At 68.6% G+C, this 25,094-nt stretch carries 25 protein-coding genes; 22 read left to right on the top strand and 3 right to left on the bottom strand.

What is annotated here, in order from left to right:
- The first annotated feature begins 29 nt into the window (after window positions 1-29).
- From ABD206_RS10540 to ABD206_RS10480, 13 genes are all read left to right on the top strand, one after another.
- Window positions 30-1,058, top strand: a complete 1,029-nt coding sequence (locus ABD206_RS10540) for an amidohydrolase family protein (protein ID WP_344072302.1) — start codon at window positions 30-32, stop codon at window positions 1,056-1,058.
- An 11-nt stretch (window positions 1,059-1,069) separates the two neighbouring features.
- On the top strand, window positions 1,070-1,762 hold the full coding sequence (gene ligK / locus ABD206_RS10535) for a 4-carboxy-4-hydroxy-2-oxoadipate aldolase/oxaloacetate decarboxylase (protein ID WP_344072300.1): 693 nt from the start codon (window positions 1,070-1,072) through the stop codon (window positions 1,760-1,762).
- Between the two features lie 2 nt (window positions 1,763-1,764).
- The gene (locus tag ABD206_RS10530) at window positions 1,765-2,700 is read left to right on the top strand and encodes an amidohydrolase family protein (protein WP_344072298.1); all 936 of its coding nucleotides are present in this window, start codon (window positions 1,765-1,767) and stop codon (window positions 2,698-2,700) included.
- Between the two features lies 1 nt (window position 2,701).
- Window positions 2,702-4,057 carry a protocatechuate 4,5-dioxygenase subunit alpha/beta gene (locus ABD206_RS10525; RefSeq protein ID WP_344072296.1) on the top strand — a complete coding sequence of 452 codons (1,356 nt, stop codon included), beginning with the start codon at window positions 2,702-2,704 and terminating at the stop codon, window positions 4,055-4,057.
- A gap of 74 nt (window positions 4,058-4,131) precedes the next feature.
- Window positions 4,132-5,088 carry a Gfo/Idh/MocA family oxidoreductase gene (locus tag ABD206_RS10520; RefSeq protein ID WP_344072294.1) on the top strand — a complete coding sequence of 319 codons (957 nt, stop codon included), beginning with the start codon at window positions 4,132-4,134 and terminating at the stop codon, window positions 5,086-5,088.
- Window positions 5,085-6,059, top strand: a complete 975-nt coding sequence (locus ABD206_RS10515) for an aldo/keto reductase (protein ID WP_344072292.1) — start codon at window positions 5,085-5,087, stop codon at window positions 6,057-6,059. Before ABD206_RS10520 ends, ABD206_RS10515 begins: the two co-directional genes overlap by 4 nt.
- Complete coding sequence (locus ABD206_RS10510; RefSeq protein ID WP_344072289.1) at window positions 6,056-6,757, top strand: substrate-binding domain-containing protein; 702 nt, start codon at window positions 6,056-6,058, stop codon at window positions 6,755-6,757. The genes ABD206_RS10515 and ABD206_RS10510 overlap by 4 nt, the downstream gene beginning before the upstream one ends.
- A gap of 77 nt (window positions 6,758-6,834) precedes the next feature.
- Window positions 6,835-8,244 (top strand): MFS transporter, encoded by a 1,410-nt coding sequence (locus tag ABD206_RS10505; RefSeq protein WP_344072287.1) that lies wholly within the window; start codon window positions 6,835-6,837, stop codon window positions 8,242-8,244.
- Between the two features lie 162 nt (window positions 8,245-8,406).
- Entirely contained in the window at window positions 8,407-9,909 is a 1,503-nt protein-coding gene (locus ABD206_RS10500) for a nucleobase:cation symporter-2 family protein (RefSeq protein WP_344072284.1), read from the top strand.
- Window positions 9,910-10,376: 467 nt separating this feature from the next.
- The gene (locus tag ABD206_RS10495) at window positions 10,377-11,186 is read left to right on the top strand and encodes an alpha/beta fold hydrolase (protein ID WP_344072282.1); all 810 of its coding nucleotides are present in this window, start codon (window positions 10,377-10,379) and stop codon (window positions 11,184-11,186) included.
- A 4-nt stretch (window positions 11,187-11,190) separates the two neighbouring features.
- A complete protein-coding gene (locus tag ABD206_RS10490; protein ID WP_344072280.1) occupies window positions 11,191-12,183 on the top strand; it encodes an aldo/keto reductase in 993 nt (330 codons plus the stop codon).
- Window positions 12,184-12,313: 130 nt separating this feature from the next.
- On the top strand, window positions 12,314-12,967 hold the full coding sequence (locus tag ABD206_RS10485) for an acyl-CoA synthetase (protein ID WP_344072278.1): 654 nt from the start codon (window positions 12,314-12,316) through the stop codon (window positions 12,965-12,967).
- Complete coding sequence (locus tag ABD206_RS10480; protein ID WP_344072277.1) at window positions 12,964-13,296, top strand: amino acid transporter; 333 nt, start codon at window positions 12,964-12,966, stop codon at window positions 13,294-13,296. The genes ABD206_RS10485 and ABD206_RS10480 overlap by 4 nt, the downstream gene beginning before the upstream one ends.
- Window positions 13,297-13,326: 30 nt before the next feature.
- On the opposite strand, the gene purB is transcribed toward ABD206_RS10480, so the two are convergent.
- Together purB and ABD206_RS10470 are read right to left on the bottom strand one after the other, a co-directional pair.
- Window positions 13,327-14,709 (bottom strand): adenylosuccinate lyase, encoded by a 1,383-nt coding sequence (purB, locus tag ABD206_RS10475; RefSeq protein WP_344072276.1) that lies wholly within the window; start codon window positions 14,707-14,709, stop codon window positions 13,327-13,329.
- A 121-nt stretch (window positions 14,710-14,830) separates the two neighbouring features.
- Entirely contained in the window at window positions 14,831-15,334 is a 504-nt protein-coding gene (locus ABD206_RS10470) for a low molecular weight protein-tyrosine-phosphatase (RefSeq protein ID WP_344072274.1), read from the bottom strand.
- A gap of 155 nt (window positions 15,335-15,489) precedes the next feature.
- On the opposite strand from ABD206_RS10470, the gene ABD206_RS10465 reads away from it, so the two are divergent.
- Window positions 15,490-15,738 carry a hypothetical protein gene (locus ABD206_RS10465; protein ID WP_344072272.1) on the top strand — a complete coding sequence of 83 codons (249 nt, stop codon included), beginning with the start codon at window positions 15,490-15,492 and terminating at the stop codon, window positions 15,736-15,738.
- A complete protein-coding gene (locus tag ABD206_RS10460) occupies window positions 15,735-17,135 on the top strand; it encodes an alpha/beta hydrolase family protein (protein WP_344072270.1) in 1,401 nt (466 codons plus the stop codon). Before ABD206_RS10465 ends, ABD206_RS10460 begins: the two co-directional genes overlap by 4 nt.
- On the opposite strand, the gene ABD206_RS10455 is transcribed toward ABD206_RS10460, so the two are convergent.
- On the bottom strand, window positions 17,110-17,499 hold the full coding sequence (locus ABD206_RS10455) for a phage holin family protein (RefSeq protein ID WP_344072268.1): 390 nt from the start codon (window positions 17,497-17,499) through the stop codon (window positions 17,110-17,112). The two genes, ABD206_RS10460 and ABD206_RS10455, sit on opposite strands and share 26 nt — an antisense overlap.
- A gap of 77 nt (window positions 17,500-17,576) precedes the next feature.
- Here ABD206_RS10455 and hisC point away from each other — a divergent pair, with 77 nt between their 5' ends.
- From hisC to ABD206_RS10420, 7 genes are all read left to right on the top strand, one after another.
- The gene (gene hisC, locus ABD206_RS10450) at window positions 17,577-18,680 is read left to right on the top strand and encodes a histidinol-phosphate transaminase (protein ID WP_344072266.1); all 1,104 of its coding nucleotides are present in this window, start codon (window positions 17,577-17,579) and stop codon (window positions 18,678-18,680) included.
- 10 nt (window positions 18,681-18,690) lie between these two features.
- The gene (locus ABD206_RS10445; protein WP_344072263.1) at window positions 18,691-19,821 is read left to right on the top strand and encodes a thiamine pyrophosphate-dependent enzyme; all 1,131 of its coding nucleotides are present in this window, start codon (window positions 18,691-18,693) and stop codon (window positions 19,819-19,821) included.
- Window positions 19,822-19,883: 62 nt separating this feature from the next.
- Window positions 19,884-20,849: an alpha-ketoacid dehydrogenase subunit beta gene (locus ABD206_RS10440; protein ID WP_344073534.1), complete on the top strand. Its 966-nt coding sequence runs from the start codon at window positions 19,884-19,886 to the stop codon at window positions 20,847-20,849.
- 36 nt (window positions 20,850-20,885) lie between these two features.
- Window positions 20,886-22,307 (top strand): dihydrolipoamide acetyltransferase family protein, encoded by a 1,422-nt coding sequence (locus ABD206_RS10435; protein ID WP_344072260.1) that lies wholly within the window; start codon window positions 20,886-20,888, stop codon window positions 22,305-22,307.
- Window positions 22,308-22,396: 89 nt separating this feature from the next.
- Entirely contained in the window at window positions 22,397-23,383 is a 987-nt protein-coding gene (locus ABD206_RS10430; protein WP_344072258.1) for a metal ABC transporter solute-binding protein, Zn/Mn family, read from the top strand.
- Window positions 23,380-24,225: a metal ABC transporter ATP-binding protein gene (locus ABD206_RS10425; RefSeq protein WP_344072256.1), complete on the top strand. Its 846-nt coding sequence runs from the start codon at window positions 23,380-23,382 to the stop codon at window positions 24,223-24,225. Before ABD206_RS10430 ends, ABD206_RS10425 begins: the two co-directional genes overlap by 4 nt.
- Window positions 24,222-25,094 carry a metal ABC transporter permease gene (locus tag ABD206_RS10420; protein ID WP_344072254.1) on the top strand — a complete coding sequence of 291 codons (873 nt, stop codon included), beginning with the start codon at window positions 24,222-24,224 and terminating at the stop codon, window positions 25,092-25,094. Before ABD206_RS10425 ends, ABD206_RS10420 begins: the two co-directional genes overlap by 4 nt.

Genomic DNA, 25,094 nt, shown 5'->3' with positions numbered 1-25,094 from the left:
GACAGATCTAGTGACAAGGACGACACTCGGTGATCATCGACATCCACGGCCACTACACGACGGCTCCGGCTCAGCTCGGCGCGTGGCGGGACCTTCAGATCGCGTTCACGAACGGTCAGGGCGAGGCGCCCGACCCTTCGACGCTGCAGATCTCGGACGACGACATCCGGGAGACCATCGAGTCGAACCAGCTGAAGCTCATGAACGAGCGGGGGACGGATGTCACGGTCTTCAGCCCCCGCGCGTCCTTCATGGCGCACCACATCGGCGACTTGGCCGTCAGCCAGACCTGGGCACGGATCTGCAACGACCTCGTCGCCCGCGTGAGCCAGCTGTTCCCCGACCGTTTCATCATGGGTGCGATGCTCCCGCAGTCCCCGGGGGAGGACCCGTCGACCTCGGTCGCGGAGCTCATCCGCGCGGTCGAGGAGCTCGGCGCCGTCGAAATCAACCTCAACCCCGACCCCTCCGGCGGACTGTGGACGGCTCCGGCTCTCACGGACCGCTCGTGGTACCCCATCTACGAGAAGCTCGTCGAGTACGAAATCCCGGCGATGATCCACGTCAGCACCTCGTGCAAGCCGGTGTTCCACACCACGGGTGACCACTACCTCGGCGCCGACACGACCGCGTTCATGCAGCTGCTCAAGGGTGACCTGTTCCGCGACTTCCCGGACCTCAAGTTCGTCATCCCCCACGGCGGCGGCGCTGTGCCGTATCACTGGGGGCGGTTCCGGGGTCTCGCGATGGCCCTCGGCAAGCCCGAGCTCGAAGACCATCTGATGAACAACGTCTTCTTCGACACCTGCGTCTACCACCAGCCGGGCATCGACCTGCTGACCGACGTGATCCCGACCGAGAACATCCTGTTCGCCAGCGAGATGATCGGCGCCGTCCGCGACATCGATCCGCGAACGGGGCACTACTTCGACGACACGAAGCGCTATGTCGAGGCGACGCCCAATCTCACGGATGCCGAGCGCAGCGCAGTCTTCGAGAGCAACGCCCGCCACGTCTATCCGCGACTGGACCGCGCCCTGTCGGCGCGCGGGCTGTGAGAGGAACCACCATGCGTCTGAACAACCTCGGCCTCGTCCGCACGAACATCGAGCGCCCCGATCCCGCCGATGTCGCCCGTCTCTCGCAGTTCGGCGTGGCCACGATCCACGAGGCGATGGGCCGCGTCGGGCTCCTGCGCCCCTACATCCGCCCCGCCTACTCGGGTGCGAAGCTGTGCGGCCCCGCCGTGACGGTGCTGCTGCAGCCCGGCGACAACTGGATGTTCCATGTTGCCGCCGAGCAGGTGCAGGAGGGCGACGTCATCGTCGCCGGGTGCACCACCGAGAGCGAGGACGGCTTCTTCGGAGAGCTGCTGGCGACCTCCCTCACCGCACGCGGATGCAAGGGCTTGGTCATCGACGGCGGCGTCCGCGATGTCGCCGACCTCGAGAAGATGGACTTCCCCGTCTTCTCCCGCGCGATCAACTCCAAGGGCACCGTCAAAGCCACCCTCGGCTCGGTCAACGTCGACGTGGTCGTCGCCAACGCCCTGGTCCACCCCGGCGACGTCGTCGTCGCGGATGTCGACGGTGTCGTCGTCGTGCCCCGCGAGCTCGTGGGCGCAGTCGCCGACGCGAGTCAGAAGCGCGAGGACAACGAAGAGGCCAAGCGTCAGAAGTTCCGCGAGGGCGTCCTCGGTCTCGACATTTACGGCATGCGCGAGCCGCTGGCCGCCGCCGGCCTCGAATATGTGGCGGACTGACGATGGCCCACGGTGACACGAGCGGGGGGTTCGAGAAGACCCCCGGGTGGCTGGACTGGTATGACGGCCCGGCGACGCCGCACTTCCGGATGCCGGCGGGTGCCGTGGACGCGCACTGCCACGTCTTCGGTCCGGGCGCGCAGTTCCCCTATGCGCCCGAGCGCAAGTACACGCCGTGTGATGCCTCCGCCGACCAGCTCTTTGCCCTCCGCGACCAGCTCGGGTTCGAGCGCAACGTCATCGTGCAGGCGACCTGTCACGGTGCCGACAACCGAGCACTCGTCGATGCGCTGCATCGCAGCGGCGGCCGTGCGCGCGGGGTCGCGACGGTGCGCCGCGACGTCACCGAAGAGCAGCTCGCCGAACTGCATGAGGCCGGTGTGCGGGGTGTCAGGTTCAACTTCGTGAAGCGCCTGGTCGACCGCGTGCCGACGGAGTCGCTCGGCGAGATCGTCGAGAAGATCGCACCGCTCGGATGGCACGTCGTCATCTACTTCGAGGCCGAGGACCTGCCCGACCTGTATGACTTCTTCTCCGGTATCCCGACGGACGTCGTCGTCGACCACATGGGTCGACCCGACGTGACGAAGGACCCCGACGGCCCGGAGTTCGGACTGTTCCTGCGCTTCATGCGCGAGAACCCCAACGTGTGGACGAAGGTGTCGTGCCCTGAGCGCCTCAGCGTCACCGGTCCCCGCGCGCTCGATGGCGAGCAGCATGCCTACACGGACGTCGTGCCGTTCGCCCGTCGCGTGGTCGAGGAGTTCCCCGACCGCGTGCTGTGGGGCACCGATTGGCCCCACCCCAACCTGAAGGACCACATGCCCGACGACGGGCTGCTGGTCGACTACATCCCCCAGATCGCGACGTCATCGGACCTGCAGCAGCGGCTGCTGGTCGACAATCCGCGCCGCCTCTACTGGCCCGAAGGAGACTGACATGGCACTCGAAAAGCCCTACAAGAACATCCCCGGCACGACCATCTTCGATGCTGAGCAAGCCCGCAAGGGCTACCACCTCAATCAGTTTGCGATGTCGATGATGAAGCCCGAGAACCGCGAGCGGTATCTCGCCGACCGCGAGGCGTATATCGACGAGTGGCCGCTGACCCCCGCGCAGCGTCAGGCCCTGATCGACATGGACCTGAACGCCATGATGGCCGAGGGCGGGAACATCTACTTCCTCGCCAAGATCGGCGCCGCGCACGGGCTGAGCTTCCAGCAGATGGCCGGGTCCATGACCGGCATGAGCGAGGCCGCTTACCGCGACATGATGATCGGCGGCGGACGCCGCCCCGAGGGCGTGCGCCTGAAGGACCTCGATGGCTGGACCCCGCCGAGCACCGACAAGGCCGAGACGATGCGCGAGGATGCTCCGGCGAAGTTCACCTCCGCGCTCTACACCTCGCACGTGCCCGCGATCGGTGCCGCGATGGACCTCGGCAAGACCGAGGAGCCGTACTGGAAGAAGGTCTTCGACGGCTACGTGTGGACCCGCAAGTGGGCCAAAGAGAACACCCCCGACGTCGTCATCCTGGTCTACAACGACCACGCGACCGCCTTCGACGCCTCGATCGTCCCGACGTTCGTGCTCGGCACCGGTGAGCACTACCCGATCGCCGATGAGGGCTACGGTCCTCGCCCCGTGCCCGACGTCAAGGGCTATCCGGAGTTCGCGTCCCACATCGCGCAGTCGGTGATCCAGGATGACTTCGACCTGACCCTCGTCAACGAGATGGTGGTGGACCACGGACTGACCGTGCCGCTCTCGCTCGTCTACGGCGACGTCGAGGAATGGCCCGTGCGTGTCATCCCTCTCGCGGTGAATGTCGTGCAGTACCCCGTCCCTTCGGGTCGCCGCTGCTACGAGCTCGGCAAGGCCCTGCGCCGCGCGCTCGACAAGTGGGACGGCCCCGAGCTGAACGTGCAGATCTGGGGCACCGGCGGCATGAGCCACCAGCTCCAGGGACCTCGGGCCGGCCTCATCAACGAGGAGTGGGACAACGCCTTCATGGACCACCTCATCGCCGACCCGCTCGGGCTCACCGAGTGGTCGCACATGGAGTACGTCGATGAGGCGGGCTCCGAGGGCATCGAGCTCGTGGACTGGCTGATCGCGCGCGGCGCGATGGACGACCAGTTCGGCGGCGAGGCACCCGAGGTCGAGCACCGCTTCTACCACGTGCCCGCCTCGAACACCGCGGTCGGCCACCTCGTCATCAGCAACCCCGTGGCGCCGTCACTCTCGAAGGCCGTGCCCGCCGACGAGCAGGTTCCGGTCGGCGCCACCGCCTGAGATCCTGAACCCGACACCGCTCCGCGGGGGCCGCTCCCGGTCCCCGCGGAGCGAACCCCTGTGAGGAGACACCCATGAGCAGTGACAAGGTCCGGATCGCCGTGGTCGGCGCCGCCGGCGCATTCGGCATGAAGCATCTGGACGGGCTCGCGAACATCCCCGACGCCGAGGTGACCGTTGTCAGCGGCACCAAGCCGGAGGCGACGCAGGCGGTCGCCGAGAAGTACGGGGTCCCGCACGCGGTCGTCGGCTACGACGCCGTGCTCGATCGTGACGACGTCGACGCCGTGATCCTCGCCACCCCGACCGGGATGCACGCGGCACAGACCCAGGCGGCGCTTGCTGCCGGCAAGCACGTGCAGGTCGAAATCCCGCTGGCGGACTCCCTGGCCGATGCCGAGGCCACCCTCGCCGCAGCCGAGGCGTCAGGCCGGGTCACGATGGTCGGACACACGCGACGCTTCAACCCGTCCCACCAGTGGGTGCACAACAAGATCACGGCCGGTGAATTCGCCATCCAGCAGATGGATGTGCAGACCTACTTCTTCCGCCGCACGAACACCAACGCGAAGGGCGAACCACGGTCGTGGACCGACCACCTGCTGTGGCACCACGCGGCGCACACCGTCGACCTGTTCGCGTACCAGGCGGGCCGCATCGTGCAGGCCAACGCGATCGAAGGTCCGTTGCACCCCGAACTCGGCATCGCGATGGACATGTCGATCCAGCTCAAGGCCGAGTCCGGTGCCATCTGCACGCTGTCGCTCTCGTTCAACAACGACGGTCCGTTCGGCACCTTCTTCCGATACATCGGCGACACCGGCACCTACATCGCCCGCTATGACGACCTGGTCAACGGCAAGGAAGAGCCGATCGATGTCTCGCAGGTCGCCGTGAGCATGAACGGCATCGAGCTGCAGGACCGGGAATTCGTCGCCGCGATCCGCGAGGGTCGTGAGCCCAACTCTTCCGTGCGGCAGGTCTTCGACTGCTACCGCGTCCTCGGGATGCTGCAGGAGCAGCTCGCATGACCTTTCCCCGCTACGGGCTCGGCTGCATGTCCCTCAATCACGCCTATGGCATCGCTCCCTCACCCGAAGACGGACTCCGACTGCTGCGGGAGGCGCTCGACTCCGGTGTTCCGATGTTCGACACCGCCACGCTGTACGGCGGCGGTCGCAACGAAGAACTCGTCGGCAAGGCGATCGCCGGACGACGCGACGAGGTGATGCTGGCCAGCAAGGGCGGCATGGCGATGGTCGACGGCGTCCGCGTGATCGACGGCCGTCCCGAGACGCTGCGTGCGCAGGTGGATGCCTCACTGCAGCGGCTGGGGGTGGATCACATCGACCTGTACTACCTGCACCGCTGGGACAAGTCGGTGCCGATCGGTGAGAGCGTCGCCGCACTCGCAGAGGCCGTCGACGCCGGCAAGATCGGCTCGATCGGTCTCTCCGAGGTGTCGGCGGCGCGCCTGCGCGAAGCGCAGCAGGTCGCCCCGATCGCCGCGGTGCAGAACGAGTACTCCCTCTGGACGCGCAACGCGGAGCTCGGCATCCTCGAGGCGACCCGCGAAGACGGCGTGGCGCTCGTGGCTTTCTCGCCGGTCGGACGCGGCTTCCTCGCCGATGCGGTGCGCGATCCCGACGAGCTGGTCGCGAAGGACATCCGCCGCGCGATGCCGCGCTTCCAGAGCCCGAACTGGGAGGCCAACGCGGCACTTCTGCCGGCCTGGCGCGCACTCGCCGCCGAAGCCGGGATCTCGCCCGCCCAGCTCGCGCTGGTGTGGGTGTCCTCGCGCGGCGAGCACGTGGTGCCCATCCCCGGCACGGCGAACCCGGCGCACCTGCGTGAGATCATCGCCGCCGCGGACATCCTCGTCGACGATGCCCTCCTCGCTCGCGCCGGTGACCTCATCGGAAACGCCACGGTCTCCGGCCCCCGCTACTCGCCGCAGAACAGCGCCGAGGTCGACGCCGAGTCGTTCGAGGATGCGGCGTGAGAGCCATCTCGTCGATGGCGACACGCCTGGTGCTGGCCGATGTCATGGCCGCGGCGGCGGCGCGCGGATTGCCGACGGTGGAGGTGGCGTCGGTCGGTGGCGTCGATGCGGCCGCGCGCGTTGCCGCCGGCGAGCAGTTCGACCTGGTCTTCCTCGCCGAGGGCGCCCTCACGAAGCTCGCCGATGCGGGACATGTCGTCGCGGCATCCGTCACCCCGCTCGCACTTTCGCAGGTGGCGGTCGCGGTGCCCTCGGGTACGGATGAGGGCGCCACCGCTCCGGCTGGACCCGCGTTCACCGACGCCGCCGGCGTCAGGGAGGCGATCCGGGGGGCGGCGAGGGTCGGCTATTCGACCGGACCCAGCGGAACGGCGCTGGTGCGGATGATCGACGAGTGGGGCATGACCCCGGAGATGCACGACCGCCTCGTGCAGTCGCGCCCGGGCGTCCCGGTCGCGAGCGCCCTTGCCGCGGGCGAGGTCGACCTCGGGTTTCAGCAGCTCAGTGAGCTCGTCGGCGCGCCCGGCGTCACGATCCTCGGCACCCTGCCCGCGGACTGCGCGATCGACACCGTCTTCGCCGGGGCCGTCGCGACGACCGCGGCCGACCCGGGCGGGGCGGCAGCGGTTCTCGCGTTCGTGTGCTCAGACGCTGTGCGCGACATCGTGACCGCCCACAGCTTCTCGCCCGCTCGCTAGGTGCTCGCGCGTTCCCGCGCGAGGGATGCATCTTTGTGTGAGGGATCCGACGCGCCGTCTGTGATTGGGTGGGCTCGATGAGCGGGATCGGGTTGCGGTCGGAGCGAGGGCCGATACTTCTCGCGCTCATGCTGGCGATCTTCTTGATCGCCATCGATGCAACGGTTCTGTCGACCGCCGTGCCCACGATCGTCGCCGACCTCGGCGGCTTCGATCAGTTCCCGTGGCTGTTCTCGGTCTACCTGTTGGCGCAGGTCGCCTCGGTGCCGGTCTACGCGAAGCTCAACGACACCATCGGTCGCCGACCGGTGATGTTCACAGGCATCGGGCTCTTTCTCCTCGGTTCGGTGCTGTGCGCGGCAGCGTGGGACATGACGGCATTGATCGCCTTCCGCGGCATCCAGGGTCTCGGGGCCGGCGCGATCCTGCCCACCGCCCTCACGGTCGCCGGTGACATCTACACGGTTCGTGAGCGCGCGAAGGCGCAGGCGTACATCGCGAGCGTCTGGGCCGTCGCCTCCGTCGCCGGACCCACTCTCGGCGGTGTGTTCTCGCAGTTCCTGTCGTGGCGGTGGATCTTCTGGGTCAACCTGCCGCTCGGGATCCTCGCCCTGATCCTCATCTGGCGCCAGTACCGGGTGCCGTTCGAGCGCTCCCGCAAGCGCATCGACATCGCCGGCGCCGCACTTCTCACCGCGGGGCTCGTGCTGCTCGTGCTCGGCGTCCTCGAGGGCGGTGTGTCGTGGGCATGGTGGTCGTGGCAGAGTGCGGCGCTCTTCGGTGGTGCTGCCGTGGTGCTCCTCGCCTTCTCCTTCGTCGAGCGGCGCGCACAGGATCCGGTGCTCGAGCCTTGGGTTCTGCGCAGCAGGGTCGTTCTGACGACAGCCGCCGTGTCCGCGGTCATCGGCGCGGTGCTCATCGGCCTGACCTCCTTCGTCCCGACCTTCGTGCAGACCACCACCGGCGCGACGCCGGTCGTGGCCGGCCTCACCGTCGCGGCGCTGACGATGGGATGGCCGATCACAGGATCCCTCGCGGGGCGGGTGTACCTGCGCATCGGATTCCGGCGTACGGCGATCGTGGGCGCCGGCGGAGCGCTGGTCGGTGCCGGCGTGTTGTCTGCGTCCGCCGCCGTGTCCCCCTCGATCTTGTGGACCGCACTCGGCTGCTTCATCATCGGGCTCGGGATGGGCCTGGTCGCCAACCCGACTCTCATCGCTGCGCAGTCTTCGGTCGAGCTGCGCCGGCGTGGGGTCGTATCCGGGACGAACGCGCTGGCGAGGTCGATCGGAAGCTCGGTGGGTGTGGCCATCTACGGTGCGGTCGCGACGGGAGTCATCGCGTCCGGTGGCGGCCCCGAAGTCGCAGCCGCGGTCCAGGACGGGGCGGTGGCCGTGTTCGTCGGCGTCGCGGTCACGGCGGCTGCGCTGTTGCTGGCGACCATCATGATCCCGCATGTCCCGATCGAGGCGGACGCCGCGGACTGACGTCGGGGACCGGCGGCGGCGGCGCTGGATTGCGCCGATGTTTCCCCGCGTGACGATTGGCGAAAGGATGCCGTCAGGGGGCGCTTTCGCGTGACGCCGACCCCTAATGTCGGCGTCACGGACGGCGCGGAGGGACGGCGCCGCGGAATGGCGGGGGCCACCATGAGTGAGACGACAGCACCGAGCACGGAGTCCAAGGCCGCGAAGCGCGCCGCGCGCGCCACAGCCAACGGTGTGGACACCATCCCGCCCTTGGCCCGCCTCTTCCCACTGGGTCTCCAACACGTCCTCGCCCTCTACGCCGGTGCGGTCGCGGTGCCCCTCATCGTCGGCGGGGCGCTCGACTACAGTGCCGCCGACCTCGCCTTCCTCATCAGCGCGGATCTGTTCATCGCGGGCATTGCGACGATCGTCCAGTCGGTGGGCTTCTGGCGTTTCGGCGTGCGTCTGCCCCTCATGCAGGGGGTCACCTTCGCCGCGGTCGGGCCGATGATCGCGATCGGACTCGAGCACGGCATCACCACGATCTTCGGCTCGGTGATCGCGTGCGGGCTGTTCATGATCCTGATCGCGCCGTTCTTCGCGCAGCTGCTGCGCTTCTTCCCCCCGATCGTCACGGGCACCGTCATCCTCATCATCGGTCTGTCCCTCATGCGTGTCGCCGCCGGGTGGATCATGACCGGATCCACCGCCGAGGAGCCCGGTGCGCCACCGATCAACGTCGCGTTCGCGTTCGGCACCCTGCTGCTGATCGTGCTCATCGAGCGCTTTGCGCCGGCGCCGCTTGCACGCGTCTCGGTGCTGCTGGGGCTTGTCGTGGGAACCCTCGCGGCGCTGTTCGTTCCGGGAATGGTCGACTGGTCGAACGTGGGGGAAGCCGGCTGGTTCGCGATCGTGACGCCTTTCCACTTCGGGCTCCCGACGTTCGAGCTAGCCTCGATCGTCTCGATGATCATCGTCGGCATCGTCATCATGACCGAGACCACCGGCGACATGATCGCGGTCGGCGAGATCGTCGACAAGCCCGTCACGCGGCGTCAACTCGCCGACGGGCTGCGCGCCGACGGGCTCGGCACCGTCCTCGGCGGCATCTTCAACACCTTCCCGTACACCGCATTCGCGCAGAACGTCGGTCTGGTCTCGCTGACCGGGGTCAGGTCGCGCTACGTCGCCACGATGGCGGGCCTCATCCTGGTCGTCCTCGGTGTCATCCCGAAGGTGTCGGCCATCGTCGAGGGCGTGCCCCGCGCCGTCCTCGGCGGGGCGGGCATCGCCCTGTTCGGGATGGTCGCCGCCAGCGGCATCCGGACTCTCACGAAGGTGAAGTTCAACAACCGCAACGTCCTGATCGTCGCGATCTCCGTGGGGGTCGCGCTGCTGCCGACGGTGACGCCGACGATCTACGAACAGTTCCCGTCGTGGTTCCAGCTGATCTTCGACTCGGGCATCTCAGCCGGTGCGATCATCGCCATCCTGCTGAACCTGCTGCTCAACAGCACGGACCTGCGAAAGTCCGCCGAAGGCGATCCCGTTCTCAGCCCGCACGATGCGGTGCGAGGTCCTGCGGCTGCGGCGCTGGCTCATCCGGAGGCGCAGGGGACGGGTCTGATTCCGACGACGGTGCTCGAAGCCGAGAAGGAAAAGCCGCCCACAGACCCAGCGTGAGTGCCACAGCGACGCCGTAGGCCAGCAGCGGCGCGGCCGCGACCGCCTCGAACACCGATCCGGCCGACCCGACCGGCAGGTTCGACCACACGGTCTTCGCCTCGTCATCGGAGTAGTCGTACTGCAGGAGGGCGAGCTGGTCCTCGTCGAGGAGGGCGACGAAGGCCGCGGCGGCCTCCTGGACGGCCTCGGTGAGCGCGGTGCCCGCGTCGCTGGAAGTCGTGGTCGTGGTGGTCGTCGTCGCCGTCGCGGTGGGGGTCGCGGTCTCGGCGGTGCTCACCGTGCCGGCACAGGCTGCCAGAGAGCCGGCCAGGACGAGCGCCGCGGAGGCCCCGGCGATCCAGCGCAGGCGAGGAGAGGAGAGTCTGTTCGTCAGGACATCGATGAAAGGTCACATTCCTATGTGATTTCTATGCGGGGCGTTTCGGGTGGCCCGGAAGATGCCGCGTGAAGAGGAGAATCGAGGCATGGATGCCGCTCCCGCTGTGCTGACGCAGATGCCCGCCCCGCAGTACGTCATGACCGCGGAGGGGTACCGGATCGCGACCTACTCCTGGGGAGATCCGGACGCCGAGACGGTGCTGGCCGTGCACGGATTCTCCTCGAGCTGCCGTGACAACTGGGTGAGCACCGGGTGGGTGCGTGATCTCACCCGCGCCGGCCTCCGCGTGTTGGGCGTGGACCAGCGCGGCCATGGCGCGAGCGACAAGCCCCACGACCGCCGGGCCTACACGATGCGCTCACTCGTCTCGGATCTGTCGACGGTGCTGGACACGTACATGCTCGACACGGTGCAGTACCTCGGATACTCCCTGGGTGCGCGCGTCGGCTGGCAGTTCGCCGTCGACCGCGCGGACCGGGTCACGCAGGCGGTGCTCGGCGGTATCCCGGACGGGACACCGCTGGCCCGGCTGCAGCTGGAGCAGGCGCGCGCCTATGTGACCGAGGGGACCCCGGTGCAAGACAAGGTCACCCACAACTACGTCACCCTGGCCGAGCGCGTCGAGGGCAACGACCTGGGCGCTCTCGTCGCGCTGGCAGAGGGAATGCGGTTCGGGGAGAGCGGCGACCCGGATCCCGCCGACCCGCCGCAGCAGCCGATCCTGTTCGCGACCGGCAGCGAAGACGCGATCATCGAGCGCTCGCGCCGGCTCGCCGAGGCGACACCGAACGGAACTTTCGTCGAGATCCCGGGGCGTCACCACTTCAACACCCCGGGGTCGCGCGACTTCCGCCGGGTGGCGATTCACTTCTTCACCGACGACACGGAAGGCTGAACAGATGCAGCAGCGACCACTGGGACGCACGGGCCGACAGGTCTCGGCGATCGGTCTCGGAACCTGGCAGTTGGGTGCGGACTGGGGAGAGGTCTCCGAGACCGATGCGCTCGCTGTCCTCGAGGCATCCACGGCGGCCGGCGTGACGCTCTTCGACACGGCCGATGTCTACGGCGACGGCCGGTCGGAGACCTTCATCGGGTCTTTCCTGGCGTCCCACCCGGGCATCACCGTGGCCACCAAGATGGGTCGACGCGTCGAGCAGCTCGTCGAGAACTACACCCCCGCGGCCTTCGTGGCGTGGACCGACCGATCCCGCCGCAACCTCGGTGTGGCTGCTCTCGACCTCGTGCAGCTGCACTGCCCTCCGACGGGTGTCATCGAGTCGGATGCCGTCTATGACGCGCTGGACGCGCTGGTCGAGAGCGGAGCGATCCAGGCGTACGGGGTCTCGGTGGAGACCTGCGACCAGGCGCTCGCCGCCATCGCCCGCCCGGGTGTCACCAACGTGCAGATCATTTTCAACCCCTTCCGCCTCAAGCCCCTCGACGAGGTGCTCCCCGCCGCGGCAGCGGCTGAGGTCGCGATCTTCGCCCGGGTGCCGCTGGCCTCAGGGCTGCTGTCGGGGAAGTACACGGCCCAGACGACGTTCGCCGCGAACGACCACCGCACCTACAACCGCCACGGCGAGGCGTTCGACCGTGGCGAGACGTTCTCCGGTGTCGAGTTCGCCGCGGGCCTGGCCGCGGCGCAGGAGCTGGCCGCCGCCCTCCCGGAGTCGGTGCCCCTCCCCGCCGCGACCCTGGCGTGGATCGCCGCGCAGCCGGGAGTCACCACCGTCATCCCCGGTGCCCGCAATGTCGCCCAGGCGGAGGCGAACGCCGCGGCCGCGGCACTCCTCGAGCCGGGATCCGGTTTCGACCTTCCCGGGTTCGACGCCCTCGTCCGAGAGGTTTACGACCGGGACCTGCGCGCCGACATCCACCCGCACTGGTGACGCGGGTGCGAACTCCTCACGAATGAGTGCCGAGCGCTCCGCTGGGCCCCTGATCGCAGGGACCCGCGACGTCCTTGCGGAGTTGCCGACGTAGACTGAGGGGTATCCCCGGCTCTTTCAGGACTTTGTCGTGACCACTGCAACGCCCGCGCGTCCGTTCGAGGTGCGCCACCTTCAGCTCGCCCGCGCGATCTTCGCGGCGCTGGCAGCCGTGATGATCACGTTCTCGACCGATCATTCAGCGGCCGTGGGGCTCTCGGTGTTCAGCGGGTTCGCCATCGCGACCGGGATCATCTGGTTCGCGAGCATCTGGCTGGTCTTCCCCGCGGGGAGCCGATGGCCGTCCGTGCTACTGGGAATCCTCACGATCGTGGCGGGCATGGTGACGGGAATGCCGCCGCTGCGCACGGATGTCATGTTCTTCGTCGTCGTGATCGCCTGGGCGCTCCTCACCGGTCTCGTCGAGATGCTCGCCGGACTGCGCGCCCGCAAAGATGACGACGTCCCGCCCTCGCAGTCCCGGGACGGCATCACGGTCGGCATCCTCACGATGCTGCTGGCGGTCGGCCTTGCGGTTGTGCCGGTGGGCTACTCGCTGCAGTACACGATCGAGGAGGCCGGTCAGACGTTCACCCTGACGGGCATCACGATCGGCGTCGGCGTGTTCGGTGGATACGCCGCGATCGTCGCCGTCTACCTCGCCATTGCGGCGTTCTCTCCTCGGGCGCGGGCCGTCGTCGCCGTCGCCGAGGCTCCAGACCAGGAAGCGGAGGGTCGCTCGTGACCACCACCCCCTCGCGGCGCGAACTGATGCGTCCCGTCCAGCTGCTGGGTCTCGCCTTCGCGGCGGGCCTGTTCGGCGGGATCGTGACGCTCGTGTCGATGGGGTTCTTCCAGCAGGTCACCCCCGCCCAGGCTCAGACGGCCCTCGTGGTGGCCGGCATCGTCGCGGGGATCTCGTTCGTGGCCACCCTCGTGGTGGTCGCGCTGCTGCTTCTGGTCATCGATCCCGCCGACGTGCACAAGACGATCGACCGACCGGTCCTGCTCCCGGACGAGCCCGCAGAACAGCGGGAGTCTGCGGCATCCGACGAAGACAAGCCGTCCGTCTGATCCGCCGCGGATTCGCGGCGAACCGGACGATCAGTCCAGCTGGTCGACGAGCGTCGAGGCGAGCCCGACGTATCCCGCGGGAGTGAGTGCGATCAGGCGCTCTTTCGCGTCCTCGCCGATGTCGAGGGCCCGCACGAACTCCGCCAGCTCGGTCCCGCCGACGCGGTGGCCTCGGGTGAGATCCTTCAGCAGCGCGTACGGGTCGGTGATCTGAGAGCGACCCGCCGCGATCTCCGCGCGGATGACGGTCTGGATCGCCTCGGCCAACACCTCCCAGTTGGTGTCGAGGTCGGCATCCAGCACCGGTTGCGCGAGCGAGATCTCGCCGAGGCCGCGCGTGAGGTTGTCGAGGGCCAGCAGCGAGTGACCCAGACCCACGCCGATGTTGCGCTGGGTCGTCGAGTCGGTGAGATCGCGCTGCAGCCGCGAGGTCACGAGCGTCTGGGCGAGGGTCGAGAGGATGCCGCCGGCGATCTCGAGGTTCGCCTCGGCGTTCTCGAAGCGGATCGGGTTGATCTTGTGCGGCATGGTCGATGATCCGGTCGCCCCTGCCACGGGGATCTGCGAGAAGTACCCGAGTGAGATGTAGGTCCAGATGTCGGTGGCCAGGTTGTGCAGGATGCCGCCGGCGTGACGGATGCGGTCGTAGAGCTCGACCTGCCAGTCGTGCGACTCGATCTGGGTCGTGAAGACGTTGAAATCGATTCCGAGCGATTCGATGAAGGCCCGCGAGAGTTCGGGCCAGTCCACCTCCGGCGCCGCCGCGAGGTGCGCAGACCAGGTTCCGGTCGCGCCCGAGAACTTCGCGAGGTACTCGGATGCCGAGATCTGACGCTCGACACGCTCCAGGCGCCAGACGAAGACACCCAGTTCCTTGCCCATCGTCGTCGGTGTGGCCGGCTGCCCGTGCGTGCGTGCCAGCATCGGCGCATCCCGGTGTTCCTGCGCCAGCTCGCGGAGGCGGGCGATCACGCCCCGGAAGCGTGGCAGCCAGACCTCTGTCACGGCGCGCTGGACGGTGAGCGCGTACGAGGCGGAATTGATGTCCTCGCTGGTGCACGCGAAGTGGGTGAGCTCGGCGATGGCATCCAGCCCGAGGGTGCTCAGGCGATCGCGCACGAGATACTCGACGGCCTTGACGTCGTGGCGGGTGACGGCTTCTTTGGCGGCGAGCCAGTCGATCTCGGCCTGGCCGAAGTCACGGTACAGGCTGCGCAGCTGAGCGCGATGACTCTCGCTCAGGGGGGACGTGCCGAACAAGGATCGGTCGGTGAGGGCGATGAGCCACTCGACCTCGACCTCGACCCGTGCGCGGTTCAGTCCCGCCTCGGAGAGATAGTCGGCAAGTCCTGCCACCGCGGGGCGGTAGCGGCCATCGAGCGGGCTGAGTGGCTGCGGGGGGAGGGAGGTCACGGTTCTCCTGTCGTCACTGCGTCAGTTCTCGGACGCGAGGGGTCGCAACACGCCGCACGATCCCGCTGAAAGGCGACATCTTGTGACCTCTCGCGTGAGGGTGCACGGCGAAATGCGCGTCTCACGGCACGGGGCGAAGGGCGGGTTGAAGCTGCCGGAACAGGCCCCGGCTGGCCCTGTCGATCATACCGAGCACCTCATCGAACATCTGGGCGTCGGCGTAGTAGGGATCAGGCACATCCATCGTCGCCGCGTGGGGGTCGAACGACATGAGCAGTGCGATCTTGTCCGCGTCGGCCTCCGTCCGGGCCCATCCACGCAGGATGCGCTCGTGGCTGCGGTCGAGAGCCAGCACGAGGTCGCTGGCCACGAAGTCGCGGTGCGTGAACTGCCGCGCCCGGTGCTGGTCTCCGGCGTACCCGCGGCGCTGCAGCGCCTCGAGAGTGCGGGTGTCGGCGCGTTCGCCGACGTGCCAGTCGCCGGTGCCGGCGCTGGCGGATGCCACGCGGTCGCCCAGACCCGCCTGGTCGGCCAAAGACCGGAACACGACCTCGGCCATGGGCGAGCGGCAGATGTTCCCCGTGCAGACGAAGACGACGCGAAACGGTGCGACGTTCGTCGTCATGCGCTCGTCCCTACCGTTGTCCGCGCCGGTGCGCATCCGATGCCCCACTCCCCGCTGTCGCATCGCCTCCTCCCCGGTGGGCGGGCTCGCGACGCTGGGAACACGCTACCCCGGTCCGGGCGCGCGAGGGAATGCCGGCAATCCACCCTGTCGTGGTGGATCCTCTCGCCTGCCCGGGACCGCGTGCGGCGCGCACCCTGCTCGCGCAGCTCGAGGTGAGCGCGCGGATCGTCGGCGCGCGTGCGGCAGACCTCGTCGCGGACACCGTGTGGCAGGCGCGGGCGGCGGACGAGTACGTCGCGGCAGCGAGCGCTCTCGCCGAAGATGTGATGGCGCTCGGGCTGTCGGCGGGCTCGCTGTCCGACCAGGTCGGCGCACCCCTTCCGGGATGGTGGGTGCCGTGAGCGATATCGACATCCGCAGCGGCGGCGCGATCTGCGTCGATCCCGCGGCGCTACGAGACGCGGCGGGAAGATGGCGTGGGGTTGCCGTCGAGCTGGACGACCTTGCAGCGCTCGCGTGGCGGGCATCCGCGCTTCTGGTCTCGACGGCGAACACCGCCGCGGAGATCGACACCCTGCGCGCGCGCTGGCTCGGGCTGCGCGGTGAGGATGCCGCGGCCACCGCCCGCCTGCTCGCTGATCGTCTCGACGGTCTGGCGGCGGCCTATGAGCTCATCGAGATCGGCGCTGAGGCCGCGGCGCTGCGAGCGGCCGGGCACCAGGCTGCAGCGGATGTTCTCGAGGCTCGCGCTGCGCTGCTGCGCGCCGAGTTCCCTGATGCGGCCGTCATCGCCGACGACGCACTCGGGCAGTGGCGCTGGGGTGTGCCCGCCGAGATGACCCGGCAGAGCGCGGTCGGTACGGCCTGGATGTCGGCCTTCTGGGCACCGGCGGCGATGATCCCCCTCGCGACCGGCGCACTGTGGCGCGCTGTCGGAGCGAGCGGACTGGGGCGCGTAGCGGCCCCGGCGGCGGAGGCCGGGTCGGGTTCGGCCGGGCCACCGCGCCGCGAGGGTGTGCGTCACGGGTCGACATCCGCGCCCGCACCACCGCGTGGACCGACCGTGGTGCGCCCGCTCGCGCCGCCGGCCGCGGTCGCGGCCGTGTCCTCCCTCGCACAGACCGCGACCCGCATCCCGCGCGACGGCGAGGCGCGGGTGCGCATCGAGCGGTATCGGATGCCGTCGGGCGCGTCCGAGTACGCCGTGTATATCGCCGGCACCCGGACGCTGGTCGGCGGCCCCGACGATCCGTGGGACATGCAGTCCAACCTCGAGCTCTACCGGGGGGAGCGCTCGGCCTCGCTCACGTCGGTCGAACTCGCCCTCGCGGCAGCGGGTGCGCAGCCGGGGGACGTCGTCCATGCGATCGGTCACTCGCAGGGCGGGATGCTCGCCGCTCAGCTGGCGCTGTCGGACCAGTACGACACGCGCACCCTCGTGACGTTCGGCTCTCCGGTCGAGGCCGCCGTCGGGTCCGACGTGCTCAGCGTCGGAGTCCGCCACACCGATGACGCCGTCGCCGCGCTCGCCGGAGCGGGGCATCCCGGTCAGGTGGGAGCCCCCGGCAGCTTCGTCGTCGAACGGGTCGCCGACCCCCGTGCGGGACTCCAGGATGTCGCGCTGGCCGCGCACGGCATCGAGCAGTACGTCGAGACCGGTGCGCTCGTGGATGCCTCGTCCGATCCTCGCGCTCGGGCGCTCGACCAGCTCTGGGAGCACCTCGGCGAGGCCGAGTCGGTCGACGTGACCGAGTACGCGGCCGTCAGGTCGGCTAGTCCTTCTTCGGACGCAGAATGATCCCGAAGATCCAGTTGAGGATCGAGATGATGAGGGCTGCGACGACGCCCCACCAGAAGTCCTCGACACGCAGACCGAACGACCACCATTGTGTGAGCCAGGCCGTCAGCCACAGCAGGAACCCGTTGATCACCAGGGAGATCAGGCCCAGGGTGAGGATGTAGATCGGGAACGCGAGCACCTTGATAACGGTGCCGATGATGGTGTTCACGAGGGCGAAGATCGCGGCCACGAGCAGCAGTGTGAGGATGAACTCCAGCGTCCCGCCGGGTGCGAAGGGAATGACCGTCACGCCGAGCGTGGGCATGAGGGTCACGATCCAGATCGAGAAGGCGTTGACGACGACGCGAACGAGAAAGCCCATGGTGGTGCCAGTCTGACACGCCCCGGGCCCGCCGCCCACCCCGGATTCGGCTGCCCGGCGCGCCGTAGACTCGCAAGATGACACAGCCCGAGCCGATCCCCGTGCGCGTTCGTCCCGAGATCGCCGAGCTCGCGCCGTACCGCCAGGGGCGCCAGGCGGGGGCAGATGCCTTCAAGCTCTCGAGCAATGAGAATCCCTTCGAGCCGCTCCCAGCTGTGCTCGACGCGCTCGCCTCGGCCTCGGCGGTCAACCGCTATCCCGACGCCCTTGCGAACCGGCTGCGTGAGCGCCTCGCGAGCGAGTTCGGTGTTTCGATCGATGAGGTGCACATCGGCGCCGGCAGCGTCGCGCTGCTCTCCCAGCTGATCACCGCGGCCGCGGGGCCCGGTGACGAGGTGCTGTACGCCTGGCGCTCGTTCGAGGCGTACCCCACGCTCGTGACCACGGCGGGCGCGACCTCCGTCACCGTGCCGCTCACCGACGACGCGCGCCACGACCTCCCCGCGCTGGTGGATGCCGTCACCGAGCGCACCCGGGTCGTGCTGCTGTGCTCCCCCAACAACCCGACCGGGACTGTGATCAGCCAGGCCGAGTTCGACGCCGTCATCGACCGATTCCCCGCTGATGTGCTGGTCATCCTCGACGAGGCGTACGCCGAGTTCGTCACCGACCCGGATGCGGTCGACGGCACGCGGGTGCTGGCCGAGCGCCGCCCCAACGTCGTCGTGCTGCGCACGTTCTCGAAGGCCTACGGGCTGGCGGGACTGCGGGTCGGCTACGCGCTGGGTCACGCTCGGGTGCTGGATGCCGCGCGCAGCACCGCGATCCCGCTGTCCGTCACCGCACAGGCCGAGATCGCCGCGCTCGCGAGTATCGATGCCCGGCAGGAGCTGCTGGAACGGGTGGCAGACATCGCCGAGCGTCGGGACGGTCTGGTCGCGGCGCTGCGTGCGCAGGGGTGGCGAGTCCCCGAAGCGCAGGGGAACTTCGTGTGGCTGGCCACCGGCGAAGACACGCTCGCCGTGGCCGACGCATTGCACGAGGCCGGTCTGATCGTGCGTCCGTTCGCGGGCGCCGGCCTTCGCATATCCGTCGGGGAGCATGAGTCTGTGGAAAAACTGCTACGAATCGCGGCTTCCGTTGTGAAAGACCTCCCGGAGGGGCATCCGGCGCGCCGGTAGCGTAGGGATCGTGACCCAGCCAGAAGATCCTGCGCTCGTTCGCGTTCTCGACGTCGACGGGACGTTTGCGCCCTCCGCCGCGGCAGAGCCCTATCTCGACTTGATCGACGCGCTCACCGACGCCCAGCTCGAAACCTTCTACCGCGACATGGTCGTCATCCGCGCGATCGACCAGCAGGCGACCAACCTGCAGCGCCAGGGACAACTTGCGCTGTGGCCGCCGAGCCTGGGGCAGGAGGCGGCGCAGGTCGGATCCGCGCGCGCTGCGCGCACCCAGGATCACATCTTCCCCTCGTACCGCGAGCACGTCGTCACCCGCATCCGTGGCGTCGACCCCGTCGACATCATCAAGATCATGCGGTGTGTCTCGAACGGCGGCTGGGACCCCACCGACCCCGCCAACGGCAACACCCACATCTACACGCTGGTCCTCGGCTCGCAGACGTTGCACGCGACCGGGTACGGCATGGGTCTCGTCTTCGACGAGCGCTGCGGCACGGGCGATCCCGAGAAGGACGAGGCTGTCATCGTCTACTACGGCGACGGTGCCTCGAGCCAAGGGGATGTGCACGAGTCGATGGTGTTCGCCGCGAGCTTCCGCACCCCCGAGGTCTTCTTCCTGCAGAACAACCAGTGGGCCATCTCGGTGCCGGTTGCGACGCAGTCCCCGACCCCGCTCCACCTGCGCGGCGCCGGCTACGGCATGCCGAGCCACGTGGTGGACGGCAACGATGTGCTCGCCAGCTACGCCGTGACCCGTCGTGCCATGGATGAGGCCCGTGCCGGCGCGGGGCCGCAGGCGATCGAAGCGATGACCTACCGCCTGGGTGCCCACACGACCAGCGATGACCCGACCAAGTACCGCACCACCGAAGAGGAGGAGTCGTGGCGACGCCGCGACCCGATCGCGCGCATGCGCGCGTACCTCGTGGGGCGCGGGGCCGCGGCATCCGTGTTCGATGAGATCGACGCCGAAGCCGCCGCTGCCGCGGATGATCTGCGGGTGCGGTCGCGGGACCTCGTCGCTCCGGACCGCGACGTCATCTTCTCCCATGTGTACAGCGACCCGCATCCGCTCATGGATGAGCAGCGGCAGTGGCTCGCCGACTACGAGGCTTCGTTCGAGGAGGGCGCACGATGACATCCGTTGCCAGCACCACCACGTCCTCCGATACCGAGACCGTCGCACCGGCCCCCGGCCCGATGCCGCTGGGCAAGGCGCTGAACGCGGGCCTGCGGGCGGCGCTGGCGGCGAACGACCGTGTCCTGCTGATGGGCGAGGACATCGGCCCGCTCGGTGGTGTCTTCCGCGTCACCGAGGGACTGCAAGCCGAGTTCGGTCCGCGTCGCGTCATCGACACCCCGCTCGCCGAGTCCGGCATCATCGGCACCGCCATCGGGTTGGCGATGACCGGCTTCCGACCGGTCTGCGAGATCCAGTTCGACGGGTTCGTCTTCCCCGGCTTCGACCAGATCACCACGCAGCTGGCCAAGCTCACCTCGCGCACCGAAGGCGCCCTGCAGATGCCCGTCGTGATCCGCATCCCCTACGGCGGTCACATCGGTGCGATCGAGCACCACCAGGAGAGCCCGGAGGCGTACTTCACGCACACGCCGGGACTTCGAGTGGTCAGCCCCTCGACCGCCAACGACGCGTATTGGATGATCCAGGAAGCGATCGCCTCGAACGACCCGGTCGTCTTCCTCGAGCCCAAGAGCACCTACTGGACCAAGGGCGAGGTCGACACCTCGGCGCCCGCGCTTCCCCTGCACGCGAGCCGCATCGTGCGCCGCGGCACCGACGTCACCCTTGTCGGCCACGGTGCCATGGTCGGAACCCTCCTGCAGGCCGCCGCGCTCGCCGAAGCCGAGGGCACCAGCTGCGAGGTTGTCGACGTGCGCTCGCTGTCTCCCATCGACTACGGGCCGATCCTCGATTCGGTCCGCCGCACGGGACGGATGGTCTACGCGCAGGAGGCACCGGGATTCACGAGCCTCGGGAGTGAGGTGGCCGCCACCGTCGCCGAGAAGGCGTTCTTCTCGCTCGAGGCGCCGGTGTTGCGGGTCTCAGGCTTCGACACCCCGTTCCCGCCTGCGAAGCTCGAGGGCCTCTACCTGCCCGACGCCGACCGCATCCTCGAAGCGGTCGACCGGGCACTGACGTACTGACATCGCGACCGGGACATCCGACGAGAGGACTCCTCGATGACGACCCAGACCTTCGCACTCCCCGACGTCGGTGAGGGCCTGACCGAAGCTGAGATCGTGACGTGGCACGTCCGCGCCGGCGACACCGTCGCCGTCAACGACGTGCTCTGCGAGATCGAGACCGCCAAGTCCCTCGTCGAGCTGCCCTCGCCGTATGCCGGCACGATCGGTGAGACCCTCGCCCCCGAAGGCACCACGGTGCTCGTCGGGACCGCCATCGTCACGATCGACACGGTTGCGGCATCGACACCCGAGTCTCCGACCGCTCCGGTGTCGCCCGCGCACGGTGTGAGCGGCGCTGACCGTGCCGACACGACATCGGAGCGGGTCGAGGCAGAGCCCGGAGGGGCCGTGCTCGTCGGGTACGGCACCGGGGGGCACGCCACGTCGCGGCGGCGCAAGCCCGCCGGGCGGCCGGTCGCGGCATCCGTCGGCGTCGTCGCGAAGCCCCCTATTCGCAAGCTTGCGCGCGATCTCGGCGTCGATCTGTCGGCCGTGCACCCCACGGGTGAGGCCGGCGAAGTGACGCGCGATGATGTCGTCAAGCACGCATCGCAGGCCAGCGTCTTCCGCAATATCGAGACACCCGAGTGGGGCTCGGTGCGGGAGGAGACGATCCCGGTCGCGCCCGATGTGGCAGGGGCGGCCGTGGCGCCTCCGGAGCAGGGCCCTGCGCTCTCGGGGCGGCTCCCCCAGATCGCCACGCAGCCCGCGGGCGAGCGCGAAGAGACGATCCCGGTCAAGGGCGTACGCAAAGCGACCTCCTCCGCCATGGTGCGCAGTGCGTACACCGCACCCCACGTATCGGTGTGGACCGACGTGGACGCCACCCGCACAATGGAGCTGGTCAAGCGTCTGAAGTCATCCCCCGACTTCGCCGATACCAAGGTGTCACCGCTGCTGATCATGGCGCGCGCGGTCATCTGGGCCGTGCGGCGGACGCCGATGGTCAACGCGGCGTGGGTCGACACGGAGGACGGGGCGGAGATCCGGGTGCGACACTTCGTGAACCTCGGCATCGCCGCAGCGACCCCGCGCGGCCTGCTGGTGCCGAATATCAAGGATGCCCAGAGTCTGAACACCCGCGACCTCGCGAAGGCGCTGGAAAAGCTCACGCTCACGGCACGCGAGGGCAAGACGCCGATCCCCGACCAGCAGGGCGGCACGATCACCATCACCAACATCGGCGTGTTCGGCATGGATGCGGGCACCCCGATCATCAACCCGGGTGAGTCGGGCATCATCGCGATGGGCGCGATCCGTCAGAAGCCGTGGGTGGTGGACGGCGAGGTGCGTCCCCGGTGGGTCACGACGGTGTCGGGGTCCTTCGATCATCGGGTGATCGACGGTGACGGCATGAGCCGGTTCGTCGCGGACGTCGCCTCGGTGCTGGAGGAGCCCGCGCTGCTGCTCGATTGAGCACCCGCCTTCGGTGCCGCCTCCCCGCTGCAGGAGGGTCCACGCCATCACGATTATGAGAACGATTATCACTCATCTACACTGAGTGCATGTCCACACCGCATCGCCTCCTCACCGTCGCCGCGCTCGGCGCGACATCCGTCCTTGCGCTCGCCGCCTGCTCTGCTACCGCCAGCGACGAGAGCACCGCCAACGCCGACGCAACCATCAACGTCGTCGCCTCGACCAACGTCTACGGCCAGATCGCCGAAGAGATCGGCGCCGACGCGGTGACCGTCACCTCGATCATCGAGTCGGGAGCCCAGGACCCGCACGAGTATGAGTCCACCGCCCAGGACCAACTCGCCGTGTCGGAAGCGGACGTCATCATCGAAAACGGTGGCGGCTACGACAGCTTCATCGACGGCCTGATCGAGTCCACCGGGACGACCGCCCACGTCATCACCGCGGTCGAGTTCAACCATTCCTACGAGGAGCTCGTCGCCGACGGCACCATCGAGGAGGACGAGCATGACCACTCCGAGGAAGAGCACGACCACGTGCACATCGAAGGCTTCAATGAGCACGTCTGGTACGACCCGCACACCATGGAACACCTCGCCGAGGCGATCGCTGCGGAGTTCGCCGAGCTGGACCCCGCGAACGCCGAGGTCTTCGAGGCGAACGCTGCGGAGTTCATCGAGGGCATCGAGGGGCTGGAGGCCAGCCTCGATGAGGTCGCCGCGACGGATGCCGGTGCCGAGGTGTTCGTCACCGAGCCTGTCCCGGTCTACCTCACGGCTGCCGCCGGCCTGGAGAACGTGACGCCTGAGGAGTTCAGCGAGGCAGTCGAAGAGGGGCAGGATGTGCCGGCTGCGACTCTGCTCGAATCGATCGAGTTGCTCGAGTCGGGCAGCGTTCGGGTCGTGATCACCAACGGTCAGGTCGGCGGCGCCGAGACCACGCAGGTCATCGCCACGGCTGAGGAACAGGGAATCCCCGTGATCGAGTTCACCGAAACCCTTCCCGAGGGGGAGACTTACATCTCGTGGATGCAGAACAACATCGCCGAGCTCCAGGCCGCACTGGCCTCGTGAGTTCCGGCACCGACGCCCCGGCGGTCCTCCGGATCGCCGGGGCGTCACTTCGTCGCGGAGACCGGGAGCTCTGGCACGGTCTCGACCTGGAGGTGCAGCCGGGCGAGATGATCGCGGTGATCGGCCCGAGCGGCGTGGGAAAGACCACGCTGCTGCGCACCATTCTGGGGCTGGAGTCGCTGAGTGCGGGCACGATCGAGGTCATGGGCGAGTCCGTGCGCGGCCACGGCAGCCGTCGGGTGGGCTACGTTCCGCAGCATCGTTCCGTCCCCGACGACATCGCCATGCGTGGCCGCGATCTCGTCGCCCTCGGTGTCTCCGGCCATCGTTTCGGGTTGCCCGTGCCTCGTCGCGGCGACAAGGCGCGCGTGGATCGGCTCATCCGTGCCGTGGATGCCACGCCTTTCGCCGATCAACCGCTCGGGCGCTTGTCCGGCGGTGAACTTCAGCGACTGCGCATCGGGCAGGCCATTGCCGACGACCCGCCGCTCCTGCTCTGCGACGAACCTCTCACGAGCCTGGACTTGGCCAACCAGCAGGCGGTCGTACGGCTCATCGACCGCCATCGACACGAGCACAACACCGCCGTCCTCTTCGTGACCCACGACATCAACCCCGTGTTGGAGTCCGTTGATCGGATCCTGTACCTGGCCGGCAAGCGCTTCGCGCTGGGAGCGCCCGCCGAGGTGCTCGACACCGAGGTGCTCAGCGATCTCTACGGTGCGCGGGTGTCGGTCGTCCGCGCCGGCGGGCGGCTCGTCGTTCTGGGGGCACCGGGGATCGACGAGCTCGAGCACGACCACTGCTCGGATCACGAAGCTGAGGGCGGAGGGTTCGCATGAGCTGGTCTGACGTTCTCGATGCGATGTTCGGCGGTCTCCCCGACTACGGCGCCATCCTCGCGCTCGTGAGCAACTCCGTCATCGCCGGTGCGGTGCTCGGATTGGTCGGCGGATTGGTCGGGGTCTTCGTCCTTCAGCGGGATATGCCCTTCGCCGTCCACGGCATCAGCGAGCTCTCGTTCGCCGGGGCCGCGTTCGCGCTGCTGATCGGGTGGGATGTCATCACCGGATCGATCTTCGGATCTGTGATCGCTGCCCTGCTCATGGCGTGGTTCGGGCGGCGTGGGGGCGATCGCAACTCGTTCACGGGGGTGCTGATGCCCTTCGGGCTCGGTCTGGGAATCCTCTTCCTCTCCCTGTACAGCGGGCGAAGCGCGAACCGGTTCAGTCTGCTGACGGGCCAGATCGTGTCGGTGCAGAACTCCCAACTGGGGTGGCTGATCGGCATCAGCGCGATCGTTCTCATCGGCCTGCTACTGATCTGGCGCCCGTTGCGCTACGACTCGCTCGATCCGTATTCGGCGGCCGCACGCGGGGTGCCCGTGCGGGCGCTCTCCTTCGCGTTCATGTTGCTGCTGGGACTCATCGTCGCCGTCGCCGTGCACATCATCGGGGCGCTTCTGGTCATGGCTTTGCTTGTGACGCCGGCGGCGGCCGCGATGCGGGTGGCATCCGGACCACTCAGCGTGCCGCTGCTGGCGGCGACGTTCGGCGTCGTCTCGGCAGTGGGCGGGATCCTGCTCGCGATCGCCGGAGCGCTGCCGGTGAGTCCCTACATCACGACCATTTCGTTCCTGATCTACGTCGTCTGCCGGCTGGTGGGGCGCCGGCGGGGCCGGGTGACGCGCTCCCGCGAGCGCTCCGCATGA

It is taken from the genome of Microbacterium sediminicola (assembly GCF_039531125.1).
GTDB classification, from domain to species: Bacteria; Actinomycetota; Actinomycetes; order Actinomycetales; family Microbacteriaceae; genus Microbacterium; species Microbacterium sediminicola.
Note: the sequence above shows the minus strand (reverse complement) of the source record. Positions and strands in the feature narration are given on the sequence as shown.

What these genes read in the sequence shown, in the direction of transcription:
- ABD206_RS10420 (WP_344072254.1), top strand. Translation starts at nt 24,222, where the DNA reads ATGAGCTGGTCTGACGTTCTCGATGCGATGTTCGGCGGTCTCCCCGAC.
- ligK (WP_344072300.1), top strand. Translation starts at nt 1,070, where the DNA reads ATGCGTCTGAACAACCTCGGCCTCGTCCGCACGAACATCGAGCGCCCC.
- ABD206_RS10500 (WP_344072284.1), top strand. Translation starts at nt 8,407, where the DNA reads ATGAGTGAGACGACAGCACCGAGCACGGAGTCCAAGGCCGCGAAGCGC.
- ABD206_RS10490 (WP_344072280.1), top strand. Translation starts at nt 11,191, where the DNA reads ATGCAGCAGCGACCACTGGGACGCACGGGCCGACAGGTCTCGGCGATC.
- ABD206_RS10470 (WP_344072274.1), bottom strand. Translation starts at nt 15,334, where the DNA reads ATGACGACGAACGTCGCACCGTTTCGCGTCGTCTTCGTCTGCACGGGG.
- ABD206_RS10520 (WP_344072294.1), top strand. Translation starts at nt 4,132, where the DNA reads ATGAGCAGTGACAAGGTCCGGATCGCCGTGGTCGGCGCCGCCGGCGCA.
- ABD206_RS10440 (WP_344073534.1), top strand. Translation starts at nt 19,884, where the DNA reads ATGCCGCTGGGCAAGGCGCTGAACGCGGGCCTGCGGGCGGCGCTGGCG.
- ABD206_RS10430 (WP_344072258.1), top strand. Translation starts at nt 22,397, where the DNA reads ATGTCCACACCGCATCGCCTCCTCACCGTCGCCGCGCTCGGCGCGACA.
- ABD206_RS10530 (WP_344072298.1), top strand. Translation starts at nt 1,765, where the DNA reads ATGGCCCACGGTGACACGAGCGGGGGGTTCGAGAAGACCCCCGGGTGG.
- ABD206_RS10455 (WP_344072268.1), bottom strand. Translation starts at nt 17,499, where the DNA reads ATGGGCTTTCTCGTTCGCGTCGTCGTCAACGCCTTCTCGATCTGGATC.
- ABD206_RS10435 (WP_344072260.1), top strand. Translation starts at nt 20,886, where the DNA reads ATGACGACCCAGACCTTCGCACTCCCCGACGTCGGTGAGGGCCTGACC.
- hisC (WP_344072266.1), top strand. Translation starts at nt 17,577, where the DNA reads ATGACACAGCCCGAGCCGATCCCCGTGCGCGTTCGTCCCGAGATCGCC.
- ABD206_RS10505 (WP_344072287.1), top strand. Translation starts at nt 6,835, where the DNA reads ATGAGCGGGATCGGGTTGCGGTCGGAGCGAGGGCCGATACTTCTCGCG.
- ABD206_RS10495 (WP_344072282.1), top strand. Translation starts at nt 10,377, where the DNA reads ATGGATGCCGCTCCCGCTGTGCTGACGCAGATGCCCGCCCCGCAGTAC.
- ABD206_RS10525 (WP_344072296.1), top strand. Translation starts at nt 2,702, where the DNA reads ATGGCACTCGAAAAGCCCTACAAGAACATCCCCGGCACGACCATCTTC.
- ABD206_RS10515 (WP_344072292.1), top strand. Translation starts at nt 5,085, where the DNA reads ATGACCTTTCCCCGCTACGGGCTCGGCTGCATGTCCCTCAATCACGCC.